The organism is Peribacillus sp. NPDC046944 (assembly GCF_050272735.1).
Classification (GTDB): domain Bacteria; phylum Bacillota; class Bacilli; order Bacillales; family DSM-1321; genus Peribacillus.
The window spans coordinates 225-25,399 of record NZ_JBNNML010000014.1; the positions used below are offsets into that span (position 1 = coordinate 225).

At 37.2% G+C, this 25,175-nt stretch carries 19 protein-coding genes, 2 tRNA genes, 1 rRNA gene and 2 pseudogenes; 17 read left to right on the forward strand and 7 right to left on the reverse strand.

The genetic code is table 11. From position 1 onward, the window contains the following. The first annotated feature begins 4 nt into the window (after window positions 1-4). The 7 genes from ACQKIC_RS18565 (at window position 5) to tsaD (ending at window position 3,351) form a co-directional block, all read left to right on the forward strand. Window positions 5-78 (forward strand) — tRNA-Met (locus ACQKIC_RS18565). 193 nt (window positions 79-271) lie between these two features. Next, window positions 272-387, forward strand: a 5S ribosomal RNA gene (gene rrf, locus ACQKIC_RS18570). A 34-nt stretch (window positions 388-421) separates the two neighbouring features. Continuing rightward, window positions 422-495, forward strand: a tRNA-Met gene (locus tag ACQKIC_RS18575). Between the two features lie 220 nt (window positions 496-715). Next, window positions 716-1,171, forward strand: coding sequence for a tRNA (adenosine(37)-N6)-threonylcarbamoyltransferase complex ATPase subunit type 1 TsaE (gene tsaE, locus ACQKIC_RS18580; protein WP_402875439.1), 456 nt, complete (start codon window positions 716-718; stop codon window positions 1,169-1,171). Continuing rightward, complete coding sequence (gene tsaB, locus ACQKIC_RS18585) at window positions 1,168-1,860, forward strand: tRNA (adenosine(37)-N6)-threonylcarbamoyltransferase complex dimerization subunit type 1 TsaB (protein ID WP_402959443.1); 693 nt, start codon at window positions 1,168-1,170, stop codon at window positions 1,858-1,860. Before tsaE ends, tsaB begins: the two co-directional genes overlap by 4 nt. 25 nt (window positions 1,861-1,885) lie before the next feature. After that, window positions 1,886-2,338, forward strand: a complete 453-nt coding sequence (rimI, locus tag ACQKIC_RS18590; protein ID WP_402959490.1) for a ribosomal protein S18-alanine N-acetyltransferase — start codon at window positions 1,886-1,888, stop codon at window positions 2,336-2,338. Further along, window positions 2,335-3,351, forward strand: coding sequence for a tRNA (adenosine(37)-N6)-threonylcarbamoyltransferase complex transferase subunit TsaD (tsaD, locus tag ACQKIC_RS18595; RefSeq protein ID WP_402875442.1), 1,017 nt, complete (start codon window positions 2,335-2,337; stop codon window positions 3,349-3,351). Before rimI ends, tsaD begins: the two co-directional genes overlap by 4 nt. A 257-nt stretch (window positions 3,352-3,608) precedes the next feature. On the opposite strand, the gene ACQKIC_RS18600 is transcribed toward tsaD, so the two are convergent. Next, window positions 3,609-5,528 carry an ABC-F family ATP-binding cassette domain-containing protein gene (locus tag ACQKIC_RS18600; RefSeq protein WP_427592147.1) on the reverse strand — a complete coding sequence of 640 codons (1,920 nt, stop codon included), beginning with the start codon at window positions 5,526-5,528 and terminating at the stop codon, window positions 3,609-3,611. A gap of 134 nt (window positions 5,529-5,662) precedes the next feature. On the opposite strand from ACQKIC_RS18600, the gene moaC reads away from it, so the two are divergent. Both moaC and ACQKIC_RS18610 read left to right on the forward strand, forming a co-directional pair. Then, window positions 5,663-6,160 (forward strand): cyclic pyranopterin monophosphate synthase MoaC, encoded by a 498-nt coding sequence (gene moaC / locus ACQKIC_RS18605; RefSeq protein ID WP_402875444.1) that lies wholly within the window; start codon window positions 5,663-5,665, stop codon window positions 6,158-6,160. Window positions 6,161-6,196: 36 nt separating this feature from the next. Then, window positions 6,197-6,856, forward strand: coding sequence for a redox-sensing transcriptional repressor Rex (locus ACQKIC_RS18610; RefSeq protein WP_402875445.1), 660 nt, complete (start codon window positions 6,197-6,199; stop codon window positions 6,854-6,856). Window positions 6,857-6,885: 29 nt separating this feature from the next. On the opposite strand, the gene ACQKIC_RS18615 is transcribed toward ACQKIC_RS18610, so the two are convergent. Both ACQKIC_RS18615 and ACQKIC_RS18620 read right to left on the reverse strand, forming a co-directional pair. Further along, window positions 6,886-7,098, reverse strand: a complete 213-nt coding sequence (locus ACQKIC_RS18615; RefSeq protein WP_402875447.1) for a YdiK family protein — start codon at window positions 7,096-7,098, stop codon at window positions 6,886-6,888. Next, complete coding sequence (locus ACQKIC_RS18620; protein WP_402959447.1) at window positions 7,095-7,817, reverse strand: CPBP family intramembrane glutamic endopeptidase; 723 nt, start codon at window positions 7,815-7,817, stop codon at window positions 7,095-7,097. Before ACQKIC_RS18620 ends, ACQKIC_RS18615 begins: the two co-directional genes overlap by 4 nt. Window positions 7,818-8,146: 329 nt before the next feature. On the opposite strand from ACQKIC_RS18620, the gene groES reads away from it, so the two are divergent. From groES to ACQKIC_RS18660, 8 genes and pseudogenes are all read left to right on the forward strand, one after another. Continuing rightward, a complete protein-coding gene (groES, locus tag ACQKIC_RS18625) occupies window positions 8,147-8,431 on the forward strand; it encodes a co-chaperone GroES (protein ID WP_402875451.1) in 285 nt (94 codons plus the stop codon). 61 nt (window positions 8,432-8,492) lie between these two features. Then, window positions 8,493-10,124: a chaperonin GroEL gene (gene groL / locus ACQKIC_RS18630; protein WP_402959449.1), complete on the forward strand. Its 1,632-nt coding sequence runs from the start codon at window positions 8,493-8,495 to the stop codon at window positions 10,122-10,124. A gap of 486 nt (window positions 10,125-10,610) precedes the next feature. Continuing rightward, a pseudogene (locus tag ACQKIC_RS18635) lies at window positions 10,611-11,037 on the forward strand (NUDIX hydrolase). 436 nt (window positions 11,038-11,473) lie between these two features. Continuing rightward, on the forward strand, window positions 11,474-13,117 hold the full coding sequence (locus ACQKIC_RS18640; protein WP_427592146.1) for a hypothetical protein: 1,644 nt from the start codon (window positions 11,474-11,476) through the stop codon (window positions 13,115-13,117). Between the two features lie 736 nt (window positions 13,118-13,853). Continuing rightward, a complete protein-coding gene (locus tag ACQKIC_RS18645) occupies window positions 13,854-17,702 on the forward strand; it encodes a hypothetical protein (RefSeq protein ID WP_427592145.1) in 3,849 nt (1,282 codons plus the stop codon). 417 nt (window positions 17,703-18,119) lie between these two features. Further along, window positions 18,120-18,554: pseudogene (locus ACQKIC_RS18650) on the forward strand (M14 family zinc carboxypeptidase); the annotation flags it as partial. Between the two features lie 346 nt (window positions 18,555-18,900). After that, window positions 18,901-19,425: a hypothetical protein gene (locus tag ACQKIC_RS18655; RefSeq protein ID WP_427592144.1), complete on the forward strand. Its 525-nt coding sequence runs from the start codon at window positions 18,901-18,903 to the stop codon at window positions 19,423-19,425. Window positions 19,426-19,639: 214 nt separating this feature from the next. Beyond that, a complete protein-coding gene (locus ACQKIC_RS18660) occupies window positions 19,640-20,272 on the forward strand; it encodes a DUF305 domain-containing protein (RefSeq protein ID WP_427592143.1) in 633 nt (210 codons plus the stop codon). Window positions 20,273-20,390: 118 nt separating this feature from the next. On the opposite strand, the gene ACQKIC_RS18665 is transcribed toward ACQKIC_RS18660, so the two are convergent. Genes ACQKIC_RS18665 through lpdA form a run of 4 tightly spaced genes read right to left on the reverse strand, consistent with a single transcriptional unit; the run spans window position 20,391 to window position 25,041 of the window. Further along, window positions 20,391-21,629 carry a dihydrolipoamide acetyltransferase family protein gene (locus ACQKIC_RS18665; RefSeq protein ID WP_427592142.1) on the reverse strand — a complete coding sequence of 413 codons (1,239 nt, stop codon included), beginning with the start codon at window positions 21,627-21,629 and terminating at the stop codon, window positions 20,391-20,393. Between the two features lie 14 nt (window positions 21,630-21,643). Then, a complete protein-coding gene (locus tag ACQKIC_RS18670; protein ID WP_402875503.1) occupies window positions 21,644-22,699 on the reverse strand; it encodes an alpha-ketoacid dehydrogenase subunit beta in 1,056 nt (351 codons plus the stop codon). Window positions 22,700-22,716: 17 nt separating this feature from the next. Continuing rightward, window positions 22,717-23,664, reverse strand: a complete 948-nt coding sequence (locus tag ACQKIC_RS18675; protein WP_427592141.1) for a thiamine pyrophosphate-dependent dehydrogenase E1 component subunit alpha — start codon at window positions 23,662-23,664, stop codon at window positions 22,717-22,719. Window positions 23,665-23,688: 24 nt separating this feature from the next. Next, window positions 23,689-25,041, reverse strand: a complete 1,353-nt coding sequence (lpdA, locus tag ACQKIC_RS18680) for a dihydrolipoyl dehydrogenase (RefSeq protein WP_427592140.1) — start codon at window positions 25,039-25,041, stop codon at window positions 23,689-23,691. Window positions 25,042-25,175: the final 134 nt, after the last annotated feature.

Here is a 25,175-nt window from a genome sequence, read left to right on the forward strand (position 1 = left end):
CCGTCGCGGGGTAGAGCAGTCCGGTAGCTCGTCGGGCTCATAACCCGGAGGTCGCAGGTTCAAATCCTGTCCCCGCAATCATGAAAAAAACGAAACGATGTTTCGTTTTTTTATTTTTACGAATCAATTGAATATTTTTTTGTGAAATAAGCCATACTATAATTAATGTTATGTTTTATTAATCCATCTCTTTAAAAAAGGAAAAGAAATTCCTTGCTTATCAGAACGATTTGTATTATAATAATATAAGTCTTAAAGAAAAAGTATAATGTTTGGTGGCGATAGCGAAGAGGTCACACCCGTTCCCATTCCGAACACGGCAGTTAAGCTCTTCAGCGCCAATGGTAGTTGGGGGTTTCCCCCTGTGAGAGTAGGACGTCGCCAAGCTGTACTTTTTATATAAATGTATCATTCATACCGTCGCGGGGTAGAGCAGTCCGGTAGCTCGTCGGGCTCATAACCCGGAGGTCGCAGGTTCAAATCCTGTCCCCGCAATCATGAAAAAAACGAAACCTTTGTTTCGTTTTTTTTGTTTTACCGGATTTTCATCTTATAATATCCATAACTTATTTGTTTCTTCTTTTGAAACAAGGTACACTACATATAGAATCTTTTTTTGAATCAATGGTGAATGAATGCGTTTTTTATAGGTAGAATTTAGCCCTTTTTTAACTGGGGATCAATTACTTAATTGAATGATAAAGGTGACGGATATATGCAACATTTCGAATGGATTTCTGAAAATGAGGAAGAGACGGCACAGTTTGCGCAGGAATTGGCTAAGAGGCTTCGCAGTGGCGATGTACTGGCTTTAGAGGGAGATTTAGGGGCAGGGAAAACTGCATTTACTAAAGGCCTTGCTAAGGGATTAGGGGTCTCACGTACGGTGAATAGCCCTACCTTTACGATTATAAAGGAATACAACGGTCGCTTACCCTTATATCATATGGATGTATATCGGGTAGGAGAGTCAGAAGAGGATTTAGGTTTTGATGAATATTTTGATGGCGATGGTGTGACAGTCGTGGAATGGGCCCATTTAATAAAAGACCAACTCCCCGAGGACATTCTGACCATTAATATTTATCGTCTTGGTGATACGAGTCGCCGATTTGTTTTGGAAGCTCATGGCGAACGGTATGTTATGTTATGTAAGGAGATAATTTCATGAAGGTTTTAGCGATAGATACATCGAACTTTACTTTAGGGGTTGCTTTAATAAATGGTACCCAAGTGATCGGAGAGTACACGACGAATTTAAAGAAGAACCATTCCGTTCGGGTGATGCCTGCAATCGAGTCTTTATTGAAGGACTGTGATACGTCTCCTAAAGAGCTGACGAAAATCGTTGTCGCTCAGGGTCCTGGATCTTATACAGGAGTTAGAATTGGCGTAACGATAGCAAAAACATTGGCCTGGACACTGAATGTTCCATTATCCGCTGTTTCTAGTTTAGAAGTGCTAGCAGCGAATGGCCGTTATTTTGATGGTTTGGTTTCCCCATTGTTCGATGCTAGACGTGGCCAGGTATATACAGGTTTATATGAATTTGATCATGGCACGTTAAAAACGGTCACGGAAGATTGTAATATTCTAAGCTCTGAATGGGCGATGAAGGTAAAGGAATACAATCGACCAGTATTGTTTGTTGGCCAGGACGTGGAGATTCATCGTGAGGCCATTACAGAAGTACTGGGGGATTTAGCTGTCTTTGCTCCTGTACAGTTGTATAATGCGAGACCAAGCGAACTTGCTTTTATTGGTTTGAATAAGGATGAAGTCGATATACACCACTTCGTTCCCAACTATATTCGTATGGCTGAAGCCGAAGCAAAGTGGCTTGAACAGCAGGGTAAATAAAATAAAAGGAAAGCGACCGATTATGATGAGCAAAACAATGACGTTTCGTAAGATGAAAACGGAAGATATCGAGCAAGTGTTGAACGTGGAAAAACAGTCCTTCACTTTGCCTTGGAGCCGGGAAGCTTTCTTTAATGAACTGAATCATAATGAATATGCTGTTTATATGGTTATTGAAGATGAGGGGAAAATTGCCGGTTATTGCGGGGCCTGGATTGTCATTGATGAATCGCATATTACCAATATCGCCATTTTACCCGAGTATCGAGGGCAAAAGCTTGGTGAAGCCCTGCTAAGAAAAATGATAGAAATCTCGATCAGCATGGGGGTGGTCCGGATGACGCTAGAAGTTCGGGTCAGCAATGCTGTAGCCATTTCCCTCTATGAAAAACTGGGCTTTCAAAAGGGCGGAATAAGGAAAAGATATTATACAGATAATCAAGAAGATGCTTATGTTATGTGGGTGAATTTTAGATGAAAAAAGATCAATTGATATTGGGTATTGAAACGAGCTGCGATGAGACAGCTGCAGCCGTCATTAAGAATGGAACAGAGATAGTAAGCAATGTTGTGGCTTCACAAATAGAAAGCCATAAACGGTTTGGTGGTGTCGTTCCGGAAATAGCGTCTCGTCATCATGTTGAGCAGATCACCATCGTATTGGAGGAGGCCCTGCTTCAAGCTGGTGTGACATATGAGGATTTGGATGCCATAGCTGTCACTGAAGGCCCAGGGTTAGTAGGAGCCTTGTTAATAGGTGTTAATGCAGCCAAAGCCATTGCTTTCGCGCATGGAATCCCTCTTGTGGGAACGCACCATATTGCAGGACATATATATGCGAATAGACTGGTACAAGAAATACAGTATCCTGCCCTTTCTTTAGTCGTATCAGGTGGACATACCGAATTGGTGTTATTGACTGAGCCTGGTTCCTTTAAAGTAATTGGGGAAACAAGAGATGACGCGGCAGGCGAGGCTTACGATAAAGTCGCAAGAACACTGGGGCTTCCGTATCCTGGGGGTCCACATATCGATAGACTTGCTCATGAGGGGACACCATCTTTGAAACTGCCAAGGGCTTGGTTAGAAGAAGGAAGCTATGACTTTTCTTTCAGCGGCTTGAAATCAGCTGTCATTAATACCTTGCATAATGCAGAACAACGTGGCGAAAATATTGAGCCGCAGGACTTAGCGGCAAGCTTCCAGGCGAGTGTTATTGAGGTTCTTGTGAAGAAGGCCGTCAAGGCTGCCAAGGAATATGAAGTGAAACAGGTATTACTTGCTGGAGGAGTTGCTGCCAATAAAGGGCTCAGAAATGCTCTTACGGATGCTTTTTCAGGTTTGTCAATGGACCTGGTCATTCCTCCCTTACATCTTTGTACGGATAACGCGGCGATGATCGGTGCTGCAGGCAGCATCATGTTTGAAAAGGGAAAACGCTCAGGACTAGATTTGAACGGAAATCCTGGGTTGGATATAGAAGTTTTCTAATGAAGGCAGGATACCGAACTTTGGTATCTTGTTTTTCTGTTTTTTACAAATCATGCTTATTTTGTGGATAAAATTTTTTCACTATTCAAAACACCTGTGTATAAATAGTAATTTTGTGGATAAGTGGATAAATTTTTGTGGATAGTGTGGGTAAACTAAAATAATGTTGATTCAGTCGTGCTTGTTATGTGCATAAGACTGTGGATAACTTATTGCTTCATAAGAAAAAGACTGAGTCACATGACCCAGCCTTCATCTTACTCTTCTAATTCGGCCCATTCTTCCAGATACTGATCTAATGTTTCTTGTGCCTTGTCCAGTTTCGTCTGTATGTCCATCACTTTTTCATGGTCTTGGAAAACCGCTGGGTCACATAGAAGCTCATTATACTCGGTAATTTCTGTTTCCAGCAATTCCATAGCCGATTCAATCTCTTCGATTCGACGTTTGCGTTGCCGTTCTGCTTTTTTCGTTTCTTTATCCAGTTTATAATTTGTTTTTTCGACCTTTATTTCTACTGTATTTGCCTTACCCTGTTGTTCAAGGGCTTCAATTTCAGCTTGCTCTTGTTTTTTCTCAACATAGTAATCATAATCCCCAAGGAATTCTTCATTGCCGTCCTTGGATAGCTCTATGATTTTTGTAGCGATTCGATTAATGAAGTAACGGTCATGCGAGACAACAAGAATGGTTCCAGGATAATCGATCAAAGCATTTTCAAGGACTAACTTACTCTCCAGGTCCAAATGGTTAGTCGGTTCATCCAGAATCAAAAAGTTTCCCTTTTCCATCATCATTTTCGCTAAAGCAAGGCGAGCCTTTTCCCCACCGCTCAAAGTTGAAACGGTTTTCAACACATCGTCCCCGCTAAAAAGGAAATTGCCGAGCACTGTCCGGATATCTTTCTCCGGTTTAGTCGGGTAATCATCCCATAGTTCATTCAGGACGCGTTTATTAGAAATGAGATTGGCTTGTTCTTGATCGTAATAACTGACCTCGACATTGGTTCCAAAGCGAAATTCCCCGGAAATCGGAGGGAGCTTTGAAATGACGGTTTTCAATAATGTAGATTTACCGACACCATTCGGTCCGACGAGGGCAATGCTTTCGCCTTTTGTCATCCGGGAGTTAATGTTTTGAGACACTGCTTCCCCCGCATAGCCGATGGCCAAGTTTTGAAGATGAAGCACTTCATTGCCACTTTGTTTTTCTATTTGAAAGGAAAAATTGGCGGATTTCTCATCACCCTGAGGCTTGTCCAATACGTCCATCTTTTCCAGCTGTTTACGACGGCTTTGGGCTCTTTTGGTCGTCGATGCCCTCGTTATATTACGTTGGACAAAATCTCGCAGTTTTTCTATTTCCCCTTGCTGTTTCTCGAATTGTTTCATTTCACGTTCATAGTCTTCTGCTCTTCTTTCCAAGTAGGAGCTGTAATTTCCATAGTACTTTTTCATGTTATTCCTTGAAATTTCATAGACCTGATTGACAACTTTATCAAGAAAATAGCGATCATGGGACACAATAAGTACTGCACCCTGATAGCTTTGCAAATATTGTTCAAGCCAAGAGAGTGTCTCGATATCCAGATGGTTTGTAGGCTCATCCAGTATTAAAATATCAGGTTTCTTTAAAAGTAATTTCCCCAAGGCAAGGCGTGTCTTTTGACCACCGCTCAATGTGGAAATTAAAGTGGAATGATCAAAATCTCCAAATTGGAGACCATGTAAGACAGAGCGGATATCCGCTTCATATTGATACCCGCCCTGTTCTTTGAATGTTACCTGGAGGGCATCATATTCACTTAACACCTTTTGGTAACGTATTTCATTTTCAAATGTTGCGGGATCGGCCATGGCAGCCTCGAGTCGCCGTAGTTCTTTTTCTTGTGCGATCAGTTTTTCGAATACAGTCAGCATTTCGTCCCAAATGGATAGTTCGGATTCCAATCCAGTATCCTGGGCCATATAACCGATTGTAATGTCTTTTGGCTTGATGATTTCGCCACCATCATGAGAAATTTGACCGGCTATAATTTTTAGCAAGGTTGACTTCCCTGCTCCATTTCGACCGACTAGGGCAATCCGGTCTTTATTTTGAACTTCAAGCTTCATATTTGATAAGATTAGCTCAGCACCATAATATTTAGATAGTTGATTGATTTGTAATAGAATCATGGATTTCACCTCAATTGATTATTGTTAGTGTAACGTATTATAGTATTTAACGGCAACAGCTTTGGTTTTAAAGGTGAAAAACAAGCTGTTACATAATGTAGGATAATAGTGTATGATTTAGGAGGGGTAATTTTATGAGCGATTTAACGCATTTTAATGAACAAGGCAGAGCCAAAATGGTTGATGTGAGCACGAAGCCAGAGACAATCCGGACGGCAACAGCTCAATCCAGCATCTTATTGAACGAAGAAATATATGAAAAAATCACGAATCAACAAATGAAAAAAGGTGATGTATTGGCGGTAGCACAGGTTGCAGGCATCATGGCCAGCAAAAATACATCCAATATCATTCCGATGTGTCACCCCATTTCCCTACAAGGGGTCAATATAGCTTTTGATTGGGAAAAAGAAGAAAAAGGGTACCGGCTTAAAATTGAAACACAGGTTAAGACAAAGGGTAGTACAGGTGTTGAAATGGAAGCGTTAACAGCAGCATCTGCAACCGCATTAACGGTTTACGACATGTGTAAGGCACTGGATAAAGGAATGATTATCGGGCCTACATTTTTAGTGGAGAAAACAGGTGGCGTGTCCAGCAGTGATTACAAAAGGCAGCTAAATCAAATGTAATCGTTTTAAAAGCATGTATAAAGGCGGGGAAGAACAATGAACCATGACCCAAAGATACCGCAAGCAACGGCTAAAAGGTTGCCCTTGTATTATCGATTTTTAAAAAACTTACATTCCTCAGGTAAACAAAGAGTTTCCTCAGCTGAGCTGAGTGAAGCTGTAAAGGTAGATTCAGCAACGATCCGCCGCGATTTTTCCTACTTTGGAGCACTTGGAAAGAAGGGCTACGGCTATAATGTCAATTATTTATTGTCTTTCTTCAGAAAAACATTGGATCAAGATGAACTGACAAAAGTAGCCTTAATTGGAGTGGGGAATTTAGGAACTGCCTTTTTAAATTACAATTTCATGAAAAACAATAATACAAAAATTGAAATGGCATTTGAAGTTTCTGAAGACAAGGTCGGAAAGACCATCGCTGATGTGCCGATCTATCATATGAACGAAATAGACACACTTTTGCAGGAAAACAATATTACGGTAGCGATTTTGACGGTCCCTGCCCAAGAGGCCCAGACGATAACCGATCGTTTGGTTCAGGCCGATATAAAAGGGATACTGAATTTCACTCCAGCCAGGCTGACTGTACCCCCATCCATAAGGGTTCATCATATTGATCTGGCGGTTGAGCTTCAATCGCTGATCTACTTTTTAAAGCACTATCCTGTAGTAGAAGAAGCTGTTCTAGAAGAATAAAAACACGCTGCGATTATGCAGCGTGTTTTTTATTTTTTGTTATTCTTTTGTATGGACTTAATTTTAAAGTGGATGAGAATCATACGGATCCCAGATCCCAAATCAAGAGTCGCAATCAATACAAGGATATAGGCGAAAAATCCCCATCCGGAAGAATTGACTGTCTGGACGGCAATCGTTGTAAAGAGAATGCCCAAGCCTGCGTATACGATTCCGATGAATAAAGGTGACTGACGTTTCATAATAAACCTCCGATAAAGGCTTGTGCAGTATCTGACAATTTCTCGATATCTTCTCTATATACCACCTGAATAATGACAACAAGGGTATTCATAGCGACATGTGCGGCTATGGATACGAGAATACGGCCCGTTTTGGCATATAGGAAGGCAAAAGTGAAGCCCATTGCTGCATATAAAAGAAGATGTTCGAGTTCACCGTGTGCCAAGCCGAAAATAACCGAGCTGAGTAAAGCCGAAATGAAGAAATTAAAGCGTTTATAAAGCGATCCGAAAATAATTTTCCTGAAAATGATTTCTTCCAAAATAGGACCGATCACAGAGGTAACGAATATGACCATCGGAACTTTATAAATGAGTGAAACCAGATTTTGAGTATTTTCAGATTCAGTCTCCACCCCAAGCATTTGTTCGATGTTCCCAGCTATATTTTGAGCGAAAAAGGCTAGGAAGACACCCGCTATTGCCCATAGGAAGGACACGGGAACCGAAGTCTGTGTAAGCTCAGTATTTTCCTTCATATCTTTTCGCAACAAGAATAGAATCACTATTAGTGCTGCAAGAAAACTGAAGACGATCCAGTAAGCGGCCGATTTAACTTCGAGCTCATCACTTGGTATGCCCATTGCAGAACCAATCACCGTGAAAATCGGCATTCCGACAATACCCGATAATTGCATGGCAATGTAAGTAATGATGACGAACCAATATTCTTTTTTCAAAAATGAAAACTCCTTTAATTAAGTCCGCCATTTTTTTAGAGTCCTGACATGGGGACAATCTATAAACGTATATAAAAAGGGTATCAAAAAACAGCCCATAACACCACTTATAGGTATATAAAAAGAGAACATTTCCAAAAAACATTTTAGGAATCATTATCCTAGAGTAGTATACCCGAAATTTATCAGAAATTAATAAAAAAAATTCAACAAGATACTTGCAAAAAGGGCTCGATTTATTTAATATTATAAATGTGTTAGCACTCGGTGTTGATGAGTGCTAATAAATCAGGCAATTGATTTAAGAGAAAATGAGGAGGTTGTTTCACTTGTTAAAACCATTAGGTGATCGCGTTATTATTGAATTAGTTCAATCTGAAGAAAAAACGGCAAGCGGTATTGTTCTTCCTGATACTGCAAAAGAAAAGCCACAAGAAGGTAAAGTCGTAGCGGTTGGTACAGGCCGTGTCCTTGAAAATGGCGAACGTGTTGCTTTAGAGGTTGCCCAAGGCGATCTAATTATCTTCTCAAAATATGCTGGTACTGAAGTTAAATACGAAAATAATGAATACTTAATCTTACGTGAAAGCGATATCTTAGCTATCATTGGCTAATTATACATCATACTTAACTGAACGAAAATTTTTCTTAAAATGATTAGGGAGGTACTTATACATGGCTAAAGAAATTAAATTTAGTGAAGAAGCTCGCCGTTCAATGCTTCGTGGCGTTGACGCTCTTGCAGATGCAGTAAAAGTAACGCTTGGACCAAAAGGACGTAACGTGGTTCTGGAGAAAAAATTCGGTTCACCGCTTATTACCAATGACGGTGTAACAATCGCTAAAGAAATCGAATTAGAAGATGCTTTCGAAAACATGGGTGCGAAATTGGTTGCTGAAGTAGCAAGCAAAACAAATGACGTAGCTGGTGACGGAACGACTACTGCAACGGTTCTTGCGCAAGCAATGATCCGTGAAGGTCTTAAGAACGTAACAGCTGGTGCTAACCCAATGGGTATCCGTAAAGGGATGGAAAAAGCGGTTAATACTGCGATTGCAGAATTAAAAGCCATTTCTCAACCTGTTGAAAACAAAGAATCGATTGCACAAGTTGCTGCTATCTCTTCAGCTGATGAAGAAGTAGGACAATTGATTGCAGAAGCTATGGAACGTGTAGGTAACGACGGCGTTATCACAATCGAAGAATCTAAAGGTTTCACAACTGAATTGGACGTTGTAGAAGGTATGCAATTCGATCGCGGATATGCGTCTCCTTACATGGTTACTGATTCAGATAAAATGGAAGCGATTCTTGAAAATCCATACATCTTAATTACAGATAAAAAAATCACGAACCTTCAAGAAATCCTTCCTGTACTTGAGCAAGTTGTACAACAAGGAAAACCACTATTATTGATTTCTGAAGACGTGGAAGGCGAAGCACTTGCAACTCTTGTTGTGAACAAACTTCGTGGAACATTCAATGCAGTGGCAGTTAAAGCTCCTGGATTCGGTGACCGTCGTAAAGCTATGCTTGAAGACATCGCAGCTCTAACAGGCGGCGAATTGATCACGGAAGAAATCGGCCTTGACCTTAAATCTGCAACAATCGATTCTTTAGGACGCGCTTCTAAAGTCGTTGTTACAAAAGAGAACACAACAATCGTTGAAGGTGCTGGAGACACAGCTCAAATTCAAGCTCGTGTAAACCAAATCCGTGTTCAATTAGAAGAAACAACTTCTGAATTCGACCGCGAAAAACTACAAGAACGCCTTGCTAAATTAGCTGGTGGAGTAGCAGTAATCAAAGTCGGAGCAGCTACTGAAACAGAACTTAAAGAACGTAAACTTCGTATTGAAGATGCATTGAACTCTACTCGTGCTGCTGTTGAAGAAGGAATCGTAGCCGGTGGTGGTACAGCTCTTCTAAACGTATACAATAAAGTGGCAGAAATCGAAGCAGAAGGCGACGTAGCAACAGGCGTGAAAATCGTTCTTCGTGCAATCGAAGAGCCGATTCGCCAAATCGCTCACAATGCTGGACTTGAAGGATCTGTAATCGTAGAACGCCTTAAAGGCGAAGCAATCGGTACTGGCTTCAATGCCGCTACTGGAGAATGGGTGAACATGATCGAAGCGGGTATCGTCGATCCTACTAAAGTAACTCGTTCAGCTCTACAAAACGCTGGATCCGTGGCTGCTATGTTCTTAACAACTGAAGCAGTTGTTGCTGACAAACCAGAACCTGCTGGCGCTGGCGGCGGAATGGGAATGCCTGACATGGGCGGAATGGGCGGCATGATGTAATAAACTCTTACCATCCTTGATATGTAAGGGTTTGTGAGAAGGTTATTCATGAAATGCTAACTTTCGGGTTCCGAAACAACTAAATTAAGCTTTTGGGGAGACCTTTTGTAAGTTCTTTGAACTTATAGGAGGTCTTCTTTTTCGTGCATTTTCCAATATTTCAGTTGAGTGAAATTAAAGGACACCTTTTGTCAATTGACTAAATCTCTTAGAAGTCTATTCTTCGACATTTTTCGTCATGTTAGCGTAGATATTCACTTTTCTTTTTAATGCTACTGCTTCTGATTATCTAAAAAGAGTTCGTAAAAGTGTACTTTTATGAACGCTATTCTCCGGTACATTAAGTTTTTTCTATCTCATATTTTCTTTGTTATTTCTAGTGAAAAACAAATACAGCAAAATTTTGTAATAAAAGGTAAAGTTTATTGAGAAGCTGGAGATAGAATTGAGATAAGCAAGAAAAATTAATTATTAAGGAGGAAATACATGTTTATCGTAAATATAGAAGGTGCTGTTAGGAAAATGATAAGTGGCTAATATCATTGAAAGAAGCAAAGAAGAAGAACATGCTGTGGGAATGCTTTCTCTCGTTGGCGGTAAAGTCAATCAGGAAGGAAATTCTCCTGACATAATGGAAAGGACAGTATAACGTGAAGCTTTGGTAAAGTAAAAAGACGCTTTGAATTATGTACATAGTAAATCTTTTGTGGCTGATACAGATGTAGATGTGGTAAATATCGTATTTCTTTGCGAACATGATTTTGGAGAAGCATATCGTAAAGTTCCTAATGAGGTAGAAAGGGTATTATGGTTGACTACCTCAGAGATATTATCCCATCCTCACGCACCTATTTATTTAAAAGAAAGTATTAAATATGCAGAATTATTGATTAAGGCTTCTGCCATCGAATAACCTCTTGATAATTTTAACAATACGAGTAATAGAGTAAGCTTTTTAAAAAAATTATCTTATAAGATATTGTGAGGCTATCGGTCAGTCATCACAAGCACATCTTACAAAAGAGGTGTTAAACAAGGAATTGATATATTAGCAGTTTTTTTAGCATTAAAATTGATTGGATTATTTCTGGTCAGCATGTGTGGGTTTAAAACTTTGAAAGTAGGAAAAGACAATTTGAAGTTAATTTTCATATGAGAGATTATAGATAATTTGATAAAAAGAAATTGAACAACTTCATTGTAACTATACATCAGACTATATATTATTTATTATATATTGTAGGGAAAATAAATAAATCAAATAACCTAAGAATTTTATATCTTTTACTTTCTACTGCTGTATATGGGTATGAACAATTTCTAATTCAAAAAGATAGGGGAATACTAGAATGGTGAATATAAAGTATCTATACTCTATAAAATCTGATTATGGTATAGAGAAAGATTTAGCGATTGTTCCTGTTAAAAATTTTAATGTTTCAAGCAGGTACAAAGTAGAGGAAACAACAATATATCCCTCAGGAAGCTTTGATCCAAAGGAATTGATGGGAATGAAGACTGATTTAAATTTTTTAGAAATTAAAGAGGATTTCTTTAATTCAGCTATTGTAGTATTTCCTGTAGAAATTAAAAAAAACCATCCTTTTAAGAATTTTACAGTAGAAGAAAGGCAACAAATTTTGAATTCCAACATTAGTAAAACGGAAGAATTCTTAAATGTTTTTAAATATATTTATTGTAATTTGGATAAAACGTCTTTACTGATGCAAAGAGCCGGATACATAAATAACATATATAGTGGAATACTAATCTATTATCCTCAATTCGAGTCATATGATTTCATTAAAGATAAATATAAAATTAATACTGAGTTTATTGGAAAGGGATTAATTGTTGATTTAAAAGAAATTGAAGAGGTTTTAAACGAACATACGGTCATTTTAAAAAATGATTGTGGGGAGCTTGGAAATATAGCCAAACATGCTTTACAGTTATATTCAAATATAGTAGAAGCAAATAGTCTAACTAATAAATTTGTACAAGCGTTAAGTTTGATAGAGTACCTCTCGAATCCATTTGAATTTGAGAAGATGCAAAAATTGAAGGGACCCATAATATCTTTCACTGTGGACAATAGTAAAGACTATCATAAATTATCAGATAGATTTAAGTGGCTGACCGGTTTAAAGAATGAAAGCAATGAACAAATAGGACTTAGGACAAATATAGTACATAATGGACAAATACTTGAAGATCTATTAGCGAAACCTCACGAAGCAGAATTATTAATTAAAGAAATGCAATTATATATATGTAATTATATGAGGGAGCTTTTCATTAATTATAAAGAAAGCTGGGAATTTTTTGAGAATATAAGAAGTCAAAGATATGAAAGTATAATGAAGTCATCAAGTGGTTTTGAAGGGAAATATTACACTGATACACTAGTATTGATAGATTTCAAGTTCTTTAATGATGCGTTAAGAGAAGTTTATCAAATGTATCCTCACCATATTGAAAAAAAATTTAATATGCCTAACTTTTTAATTAGTTGCATGGTTCAAGCGGGGATAGAAAGAAAAGGGTATAAAATCCCATTTCAGTTTGTTATAGAATCTAATCAAAAAATCTATAATGATAGCACATCTATGAATATACTAGACTATGAAAAATTGGGTATGAATTCAGACTACGGAGAGTTTGACATTCATATCACCCAGATAGATAAAGATTATCATAAAGAATTCGAGAGCATTTTAGAAGAATACACTCTAGAAAGAAATCATGTATTATTTCCATCAAGTAGATTTGATAATATTATTTTACTTTCTGATAGGAATGATATTCCGCAGAAGTTCTTTGAAAATATAGAGCAATCAGTTAAGGAAGTATATTTAGGCAGATTAGATAATAATAGAACAACGGCATATCCTAATTTTATTTGGTTTGATATACAATATTTAATTTGTATAATATTGGAAATTGATTTAACCGAAGATGCATACCCCAATCTAATATTTGATATAATTTAATAATTTGTTTATACAACTTTTTGCACTTTAGACAGAAGTTTTCAAGGATATATTTTATAAATTACTTTACTTAAAATAGCTTACTTTAAAAATTATAAAGAACAAAATGAAAGAGACCGTCGAGAGTCAGGTGTAAATGAATAAAAAGAGAATACCTTTCAAGTACTTAGGTGACATATGAGGGATTATCGGTAGTGGTTCACAGCCCATAAATCGTAGAAAAAGGACATAGGATTATTATAAGGGAAATTTGAGGTTCACTTGCCTGTACTATAGAAAAAGAAACAGCATTTATAGAAAGGAAAGAATTTGTGCTAGCTACTATTTAATTTGACTGAAATAGTATTAAAAATGAAGAGTGTCCATCCGGATGCTCTTTTTACTATGTAAGTAATCTCTTTTATAAGGAGATTTACATAGCCACTATTTAATCTACTACTAATTTTAAATTTATATAATTGATTATAAATAAATGGTAAAATTAGCATGTTAAAGTATTAGCTCCTATCTCTCATAATTTCCGTATATCTATAAATTCAACAAAAAAATAAAGTACAAGAGGAAGTAATAAAAGAAATGTTAATCTGACAGTAGATTCTGAATGAATTTTCGAGATAAATTATTATATATCTACTTTTTAGAGTATTTTGATTAAATTAATTTTTCTATTTAGATAAAAGATAAATGAAAAATTAGTATTAGAAAATGTCTAGCATAAAGTAAGGAGCGAATACATATGTCGGAGGAAGAAATAAACCTTGAATCTTTGGAAACGTTATTACCTGATACCAAAGAGACAGAAAGCAAGAAGGTATACTTGAAAACGCTCGAATGGGCTCTAGAAAATACAGATATAAAGAATTTAGCCATTACTGGCACATATGGATCGGGGAAAAGTAGTATATTAAAAACTTTTTGGGAAAACTACGATAAAAAAGAAAAAGTTTTAGAAATTTCAGCAGCAACCTTTAGTGAAGAAAAAGAATTTTCTAGAGAACTAAAAGGGAAGGAAGAAATGGAAGGTGACTCAGAAGGATATTCAGAAGAAAATATTAATGTTGAAAATGTTTTAGAACAACATATTATGCAGCAAATGTTTTATAAAGTTAAGCCAGAAAAGATTCCTCTATCTAGATTTACTCGAATACATAAAAAGGATATTTGGGAAACATTTTGGGATACATTATTATTTTTATTTTCAGCTCTATTAGTATACTTTTCTATTAAATATGAATGGATAAAGAAGCTATTCACATTTAGTAAGAGTGAAAACTATGATTCTACGAATCTATTTATATTTATAGTACTTTTAATAATCGGTATTTTAATTATTTCATTCACTATATTTAGAGCAGTCAAAGCAGCAAAAAACTTTCGTTTAAGTACTTTTGGGATAGGGAAAGCAACTTTTGAATTAAAGGCCGACAAGGATAATACAATATTTAATAAATACTTAGATGAAATAATATACTTCTTCTCTCAAACAGGTATTAATACAGTAGTATTTGAAGATTTAGATAGATTTAATAACTTAAATATTTTTGAAAGATTAAGAGGACTTAATCATATTTTAAACCAATCAGAAGAGTTGCAAGGAGAGAATATCGTTTTTGTCTATGCTTTAAAAGATGATATATTCTCAGAAACGGATAATTTTCAAGAAGTTCAAAATCGTACAAAGTTTTTTGATTTTATAATTCCAACAGTCAAAATAATGCACTCTTCAAATTCTGAGAGTGTACTTTTAAATAAACTAAAAAACTATATTAAAAATGAAGATACATCAATACAAAAAGATGGTCTTTCGAAAAAAATAATAACAGATGTTTCCTTATTTATAAGTGATATGAGAATTCTGAAAAATATTTGTAATGAGTATATTATTTATCGATCGGCATTAAAACAATCTGGAATTCAGCAAGATAAGTTATTCGCGATAATAGTTTATAAAAATATTTATCCTAAAGATTTTTCGGACTTACTAAATGGTGATGGACATTTAAATGATCTTTTCAGTTTGAAGGAGCAATTAAATAGCATCCACATATTAGATTATGAGAGAGAATTACAGGAACTAGAAGAAGTACTTGCATTTGTTGAAAAAGACACAATAGACTCTTTGGATGGTTTAGTCATAACATATCTCAGAAAAATGGGCTACTTAGATTTTGATTATTCTATTGAACTGGCTGGAGGGACTTATAACATCAGTGATAGCAATAGCATGACTAACTTAGTGTATAAGCTTATGGAACTATCTTCTACTGAACCGAAATTGATAATTAATACAAGAAGTTACCATCGCCCATCTATTAGCCTTAAAGATTTTTGTACAGCTAATGGTACGAGTCCGGACATTTTAACAAGAGCAAAAGCAATTCTAGTCAAAGAAGAAAATAAGATACTTTCATCAAAAAGAAAAATAAAAGAATTAAATAAAGATATTGTAGAGTTAAAAACTAGTAGCTTTTCAGAAGTGGTTAGAAAACCAAATGTTTTAATAGAAGAACATCTAAAGGAGATGGACCTATTAAGGGTACTGATACTTCAAGGCTGGATTGATGAAGATTATGATGAGTATATTACTTATTTCTATGAAGGCTCTATGTTTAAGGAAGATATTAATTTTTTAAAGAGTGTAAGGCTTAATATTCCGTTGGGATTTAATTACAAATTAAAAAATAAAAACGAAGTTCAAAAGAAATTAAGTAAAGAACATTTTTATAGCTCAGCCATATTGAATTATGATTTATTTAGTTTTTTATTAAACGCTGTGGAAGATGAGTTAAAGCAAAAAGGAAAGTATTTAATAGATTATGTTAGTGAAAATCTAACAGAGAATTTCAGTTTTATATCAGGTTTTTTAGAGAAAAGCGATGAGAAAATGTCTGAAGAAGTAAAAGTGTTTATCCAAGAATTATCCGAAAAAAATGAAGACTTATGGGATAAGATTCAGGGGAATTTTAATGATAGAGGGCAGGAAGTATACTTCTTTTTGCTGTTATTTTTAACAAATACGCCTTCGAGGCTGAATAGATTAAATGAATCTGGTAGCCTCACACTCTTTATTGAGCAAAGTCGAGAATTTTTATCTTGGTGGAGCGAAATTGAGTTAGATACTGATGGTCTAGAGAAATTGAAATTAACTTTGGAAACTTTAGGAGTATGCTTCTCTGATCTAGAGTATGTAGAAGACTCATCGGATATTATCGATATTATTATCGATAATAATTTTTATGATATAAAGGAAAGTATTCTATCTACACTATTGAATTTTAACATTATAAATTACGAAGTAATTCTTAACCACCCTTCAGATACATTAAAAATTAGGATTGAAGATGAAATAGAAAAGTTTGTTTCAGAAATATTGTTAATAAAATCGTACTATTCAGAAGAAGAAAATAACTTTTTAAGTTTATTGAATCATGAAAACATAGATAAAGAACTTAAAATAGAATTACTAGAAATATGGAATGGTACACTTAACGATTTAAATAAAGTTGATAGTGCAGATTTATACGCAAATATTTTAGGGCTAAATAAAATTAAACTAAGTTGGCCAAACATTGAAAGTTACTATGAAAATCTAAATGGTGAAGAAGAGTTAGCAGTGCTTGAAAAATTTATCACCATTCCATCCCACTTTAATAATCTGATAGAAGATACAAAGGAACTTGAAGTTTATGAAGTTGAAGATGGATGTTTTCAAAAGGTTATCGAACTAGTGATTAATTCAAATAATATTAGTTATAGTAAGTTTAACGAATTGCTTTCAAATATTAATAGAGAAATAACTATCCAAAACCCTAACAAAATATCTGTAAATAAATTTGAGATGTTAATTAATACTGAATTACTAGCATGGCAAGAATCAACAGCTGAACATCTAAATGAAGAATGTCCGGAACTAGCTATCAAGTATTTTAAGTTAAAAAAAGATAGTTTGACAGATGAAGAAATAGAACATTTAATTAACAACTTTTCATTACCTTGGGAAAAGAATATCTATTTTTATTTGAATGAAAAAGAAAATCAGGATTTAGCTATTAATTATTTGATTTCATTTGAAGAAAACCAATTCTTAGAAAAATTAGAGGAAATAGAATGTAATTCTCAACTCTTTATAGAGATTTTAAAAGATGAACAGTTGTTATTGGAAACTAAGTTTAAAATGATTAATGCAATTAAAAAGTTCGGAATTCGTTTTAATCCAAAGATAAGTGATTGGATCTTAACTAAGTTTAAAGAAGAAGGTTTTGAAAACATTATCAATCATTTAGACAAAAAGATAGTTGAAGAAGGCCTAATGAAATCTTTAGAAGAACAAGAAGATATATCATTTGTGTTATCCGGATGTTTAGAGAGATACGATTATGATAAGAGAAAAGTCTACTCTATATTGGCGGCTCTTCCAGAGCCATTTTCGCTCTTAATTATTCCTGGCAAACGAAATATCGAGTTTAAGTATTCGACAATTACAATGAAGTTCTTAAATCAATTACTGAGTGAGGAAATAATTGCTAGAGTATCACCGAAAGAAGAAAGTTTATTAGTAAATAACAAATTGAAAATTAGACAATAACTTTCTAATATTTAATCATCAAAACCAAGGACATCCATTTTTAGTAGGATGTCCTTGAATTATTAAATAGGCATCTTATATGATTAATTCTTTCGGAATTTCTACCTATGCATCGAACTCTTCAGATGCTTTCTGCAGATATTCACTTGTTGTAACTGCTTATCATATGATTTTTCCTTATTGGCAATCATTGCATTGCAAAACTTTCAAGATTTTCCTTTAAATATACTTGTCTGGAAACACCGTACCTATGTACCAATTCATCAATTTTTTTCAAAGCATAAGAATCGAATTTCTAATGTGTTAGTCCATTTTAAAACAAGAATAGTGAAATAGAGTGGTTTTTTCGGTCACCTAAGAAAATTAGAGAAAGATCATAAGGAACACGTGCTTGCAATTTCATTGCGAGACTAGGCAGGGCATAGTGACCGCGTGACGATGTCTATATCAGGAAAATTCGTCAACGATCCTAGCACACCTGCAGGGGCTAAGTATAAAGAGTATGCAGATAACTTTAAATATGATTTCTCCCGTCAGTTAACTTTTACTGCCTATAATGCATTGCAAGCAAAAGGGAATTCTGTGTTTACGAATATTTCACTGTACGATCAAACCGTTGATTTGCCAGGAACTGCTTTAGGGGCATTTGCGTTAAATGGAAGTGGTACGGGTCTATTTGAAGTGAGTGGACAAACACAAAACTTTGGGCAAAAACAAAAAGGTCAGTTAGTGAAAACAGTTGAAACTGGTCTGATGGGAATATTCTCTGGTGTAACGGATGGATCGGTTCATACTCTTAATCCAACAGACTATGAAAAAATCCCTAAAAGTTCATCTAAACCGGGAATCTAATTATATGGAAGACGGCCTTATCGTTCAGGAACAAGTAGTTCCGTCATAAGCAATCCGTTTAAGAAGTGAGAGGCAGAAATGTTGTTATAACGACATTTCTGCCTTTTTTTTCTTGCGTCCAGTTCAAAATCCATATTTACATTACTCTCCACAACTCGGGACCGATGGAAGTTAAGTTTCGTATATAACAGGTGATGCAGATAACCCCTTTAATTCATGCCGCGACAGAACGATTTTTAGATGGTAGGATTAATAACAAGATAGAAAGTCTGGAGCATTAATAAGAAGGTAATGAGATTTTTTTATAATGCAACAGGATCAATAACACTACTAGGAGACAACATTTATGAGAACAATTAAAATTTATGATCGTGATGATTTGATTGAGATTTCCTTCGACGACATCAAAAAATACCATGGCTATGCAGCCTATATGGCACTTGGGGTAGGATTTCGTGTGGTAGAAGCGGCATTTGAAGCATTATACGGAGATGAAATTCCAAACCGCAAAGATCTTTCGGTTCTTTCCGGTCATGGTGGCCCGGGATTCCGTGATGTCTTTGAATTTGTCACACGTGCAAAGACCCGCGGGGCATATACTGTTGATGTCAACTATCCAAAAGCACAATATGACCCACATCGTCCAACGGGGTATGCATATGTATTCACAAAAGAAAATGGCGAAGCGGTAGAAGTATTATTGAAAGAAGACTTCTTACCACCAATTTTCTATGATTACTTGAAAAAAGGTCGTGAAGATGACTTTTCACCCGAAGAGTATGAAGATAATGAACGTTTAAAGCATGAACTTGGTAATCGTGCCTACGAAATGCCGGTTGAAGATTTATTAATTGTTACTCGCTTAAAATAAGATTATAAAGGTCACCGATTACCATAACTCCATACTATCAAAAGGCAAGTGAATCTTGATTCGCTTGCCTTTTTTTATATCCCGATGATGGATCAACGGTCTAGAGTCAGCGGTTAGCCCACCCTGAGTGAATGGAAGAAGTCATTCTACCTTGAATAAAATAAGCCTCCATTTTGCAAAATAAAAATATGCATACATATAGGAGGGGACAATCATGAGGGTGTGTACTCGAACAGCCACTATAGGTTTTCTAACACTAATACTCTGCATGTTTAGTATTCAGGCACATGCAGAGGTAGGTTTAGAGGAAAAAGCGTATTATGATAATTATCAACGGATCCTGCAAGTCATGAAAAAAGGAATGGAGCAAGCACCTAAGACAGGTGACCCTAGTCTTGATTTTCTATATGAAATGATTCCCCATCACGAAGCAGCGATATCGATGGCTGAAAATGTCTTGAAATATGGCCATGATGAACAGGTCAAGCTGATAGCTGCAAACATTATAAGAGACCAGCTTGCCGGTATAGGAAAAATGGAAGCTCTTAGAAATAAAATAAAAATGAATCCGCAAGTAAACCAGAAGGCAGAAGCAGCCTACTTAAAAGCTTATCAAACGATCTATAAAACGATGATTGCCTCAATGGAAGATGCCAAACCAACGGGTAATATCGATAAAGACTTCCTGGAAGAAATGATTCCGCATCATGAAGGTGCCATCAAAATGTCCCAAAATATCTTGAAATATACGCAAAATGCTGAACTCAAAACCATTCTCCAAAACATCATCACGACTCAACAAAAACAACTTTTAGAAATGAAAGATCTATTAAAGACGATTCACTAAAAGTACAAGAAGCTGACCTTTTTTGGTCAGCTTCTCTTTTATGCTTCATCACCGGTCCATATGGTAAATGGAAGGGGATAAGATGAAATTGGAAAACATTTTTGTATGTTTTTAAAACTTAAAGAACTAATAGATATGGAGATTCGATATATTTAATCAGTATCGTTAAGAATTCTGCGGCGCTTGCACCGTCTAGAATTTGATGGTCAAAGGTTATACTGAATGGAATTTTCTTAACCGATTTGACTGTGCCATTTTCTGTTAGGGTTAGTTCATCCTGGAATGCTCCTACCCCTAAAATGCCTGTTTCTGGCGTATTCAAAATAGGTGTAAAGTATTCGATTCCACTGGCTCCTAAGTTGGTAATGGTGAATGTAGAGCCGGAAAGCAAGTCTCCGCCCGCTTCTCCATTTTTGGCTTTTTCCGATAATTCCTTTATTTCTTTCGCTAGGCTGCCGATTGTTTTTTGATGGGCATCCTTAATAACAGGGACTAACAAGCCATCTTTTAGCGAAGTGGCGATTCCTAGGTGAACCTCATCGAACTCTGTCAATTGACCATCATGATAGAGAGAGTTCATTTTCTTCAACTCTTGTAAAGCAAGTACAGTTGCTCTTGCAATTAACACGGTTAAAGTGAGTTTGACATCTAATTCACTTGACTCAATTTCTTTCCTCAACACTTTCTGGAAATCGATCAAGTGATCTGCATTGGCTTTACGATGTAAAGTCAATTGTGCCGTCTGTGCCAAACTTCTCCGCATATTCCGAGCAATTGCTTTTCGCATTGGAGGAAGTCCTTCCCCTACATTTTCCGCAATTGCCGGTGTAGGTGAAGGTGGGGCAGGGGGAGTATCGTCCACTCGGCTTGCTAATGCATGCTGAATATCCCGTTTGGTAATTCTACCATTGCCACCGGTACCTTTAATTAAATCAATATCCAAATTCTCAGCGTTGGCCATCTTTTTAGCTAGTGGAGTAATGAAAGTCCGGTCGCCTTTACTTGTCTTTTCTTCGTTTTTCACTAATACGGCTGTATTACCACTAGCCTCCGAACTTTCAGGGGTAGCAGGGGAATCCGATTGAACGGCCTGTAAATCATCCGTTACAATCGTTTCTCCCTCGTCTCCGATCACGGCGATCGTGGCACCGACTTCCAGTTCATCTTCCACTTCACCATTCTTAGTTAACAAAACGCCCGTTATCGGGGCTTCAACGTCTTGGTTTAATTTTTCCGAACTGATCATTAAAATGGGTTCGCCTTTATTAACTGAGTCTCCCACTTCTTTATACCATTCCACAATTGTGCCTTCTGTCATGGTCATTCCTAATTTAGGCATTACGATCGCTTCACTCATAGTAGGTTCACCTCCTAGTTCGTTACGTATTTTTTCAAATCAGCTATTAATTCTTCGGCAACTGTTAACACTTTTTTTGCATCTGGAATGTAGGCTTTCTCTAGGTTAGAAGCAAATGGAACTGGTGTATTTGGTGCACAAACGGTTTTGATTGGGCCATCAAGATAATCGAAAGCTTTATCTGCAACTACCGAGGCAATATCCGTAGCCGTGTTGTTATGTGGGTTGGATTCATCAATGACAATGAGCCGTCCCGTTTTTTTGACAGACTTCAAAACGGTCTCCTGATCCCATGGTGCCACCGTTCTTAAATCAATTACTTCAACTGAGATTCTGTCTTTATTTAATGTTTCTGCAACTTCAAGAGCTACCTGAACCATTTTGCCGATGGCTACAATGGTAAGGTCCGTTCCTTCTCTAGTCACATTCGCTTTACCAATTTCAATCGTGTAGTATTCTTCAGGCACATCGCCTTTCATGCCATATAGCAATTTATCTTCTGAGAAAATGACTAAATTATCTTCTTCAATTGCTGCTAACATCAAACCCTTGGCATCATAGGGATTGGAAGGAACGACCACTTTAACGCCTGGAATAGAACCGAACATTCCATATAATGTTTGGGAGTGTTGAGCCGCAGCACCTGCTCCCGCACCGTGTACGGTCCGGACAGTAAGCGGGATTTTTGCCTTTCCGCCAAACATATACCGCATCTTGGCCCCCTGGTTTAAAATGGGATCCAAAGCAAACCCGATAAAGTCGTTAAACATCAATTCAGAAATAGGGCGCAAACCTGTAGCGGCAGCACCGACCGCTGCACTAAAATAACCATGTTCCGCAATAGGCGTGTCAATGATACGTCCACGGCCGAACTCTGAAACCAGTCCTTTAGATAAACCGAAAACACCGCCAAATGCATCATCATGACGACCATCATCTTGAACTAAGTGGTCTACTTTAGCACCCCCGGCAACGTCAGTACCGATTAATATAACCGTTTCATCTTTTCGCATCGCTTGTGCCATCGCTTCTGTAATAGCGGACATAAAAGTAATTTGTCTATTCGTCATTATAATTCCTCCTATTCTTATGCAAATATATCCGTATATAGAGTGGATTCATCCGGTAATGGACTCGCTTCCGCAAAAGCAGCTGCCTCTTTGATTGTTTTTTCTGCCGCTGCTTCAATGGAATCCGCTTCTTCTGCAGTCATCCAACAATTTTTAATCGCTTTTTCACGGAATTCAGGAATGGGATCACGGTCTTTATTGGGATCTTCATCCGTCTTGTATTTTTGTTCGTCCCCTTCAAAGTGACCATATTGCCGGTATGTGTCGCATTCAATTAATGTAGGACCTTTACCGGATTTGGCCCGTTCAATCGCTTCTTTTGTTGCGTTGTATACGGCTTCGACATCCATGCCATCCACACGTACACCTGGCATATTATAAGCTGGAGCCCTTTCGACCACTGTTTTAGAGGCACTTGCATATCGGAAAGGTGTGCCTTCGCCGAATTGGTTATTTTCACACACAAAGATAACAGGTAGATCTAAGATGGAAGCAAGATTTAGCCCTTCGTGGAACGTACCCTCATTTGAAGCACCATCGCCGAAGAAGCAAACAGCTACATTGTCCCGACCTAATGTCTTAATGCTAAGAGCTGCACCGGCAGCTAGTCCAAACCCACCACCAACAATCCCGTTGGCGCCTAGCATTCCTTTATCAACGTCGGCAACATGCATGGAGCCGCCTTTTCCTCCACCCAGGCCATCTTTTTTCCCCATGATTTCAGCCATCATGCCATTGATATCGCAACCTTTTGCAATGGCATGTCCATGTCCACGGTGAGTACTTGTAATATAATCCTCGTCATCCAATAAACTCATCACTCCGGTTGCAACGGCTTCTTCACCCGCGTATAAATGGACAAATCCTGGTATTAAACCTTTTCCAAAGGTGCGGTGTACATCATCTTCAAAAAATCTAATTTCATTCATCTTTTGATAAATCCAAAGTGCTTCATTCTTTTCCATTCGTAATTCCTCCTTGTTTGGTGTTTACATATGAATCGCTTGTTTGAATAATGCATTTGCGCTTTCTCCAATTGCTTCAGCCACTGCAGGATGTGCATGTATAAGGCTTGCAAGCTCATTCATCGTTCCTTCTGAGTGTTTCACAGCCAAAATTTCCCCGATTAACTCGGTTGCGTGGGCACCGACAATAACCGCCCCCAAAATTTCCTGATATGTACGATCGGAGATGATTTTAACAAAACCTTCTGTTTCTCCCATGGCAATGGCTTTTCCATTTCCAGAAAGGGGAGAGGTGGTGACGCTTACATCATAATTGGCATTCTTGGCTTGCTCTTCACTTAGCCCAAATGAAGCAATTTCGGGATGAGTATATACGCATCTAGGGATTTCAGTCTGATCTATGGGTTGGGGAGCTTCGCCATTCATTGCATGTACTGCAACTAGACCTTCTGCACTCGCCGCATGAGCCAACTGATAGCCTCCGATTAAATCTCCTACTGCATAAACATGTTTCTTACTAGTTTCATAGTATTCATTGACTGCCACAAACTTGTTGGTATCATCCATTTTTATTTTTAGGTCTTGTACCAACTCAATATTAGGGGTTCTACCGGTTGCGACTAGCAGGGTATCATAGGAGATTTCTTGGTCTGCTAATATAACCTGATCTTTTTTCACTTCCCGGATATCGGCCTTAACGATGGTTTGGATGTTTTTCCTTTTCAATTCCTTTTTGATGATTTTTCGTGCGTCCACATCTTCGGTTAATAGAATGTCAGGAGCAACTTCGACAATTGTCACTTTCGTTCCCAATGGCGCCATGGCAAAAGCCAGTTCTACCGAAATGACTCCACCACCAATGATCACCATGGCTTTCGGCAATTCCTTCAGGTCAAAAAATGAATCGGTAGTAAGGTAATCCACTTGATCCAGCCCTTTGATTGGAGGGATGAAGGGCTTGCTTCCGGTTGCCAATAAAATATCTTGGCCTTTTATTTTGTCATCACCGATTGAAACGATTAAGTTTTCCGTTATGGATGCTTCTCCTTGAAGTAAAGTGATTTTGTTTGTCTTTAACAAATGTTCCACACCACTCGTCAATGATTGCACTACTTGATCTTTACGCTTCATCAGTTTTGAGAAATTAATGGATAATTCACCCGTTTCAATTCCCCAGCTGTTTGCCTTTTTTATTTCTTCAATCATTTCTCCATGCTTTAAAAGTGTCTTGGAAGGGATACAGCCAACATTAAGACAGGCCCCGCCAATTTTCTTTTTTTCGACGATGGCGACTTTTTTTCCTAACTGTGCAGCCCGAATGGCAGAAACATATCCTCCAGGACCTGCGCCAATTATAATCACGTCAAATTCCTTCATCTTTACATCACCTGGCTTTCATCTTGAAGTGGAATTTTTCCTACACTAATACATTATGCAAGTGGCGTGCCAACATAGAGCAGGGGGGTGGAATTTCGTTCATCTCCATGAATATCAATGGTTATCACCCATTA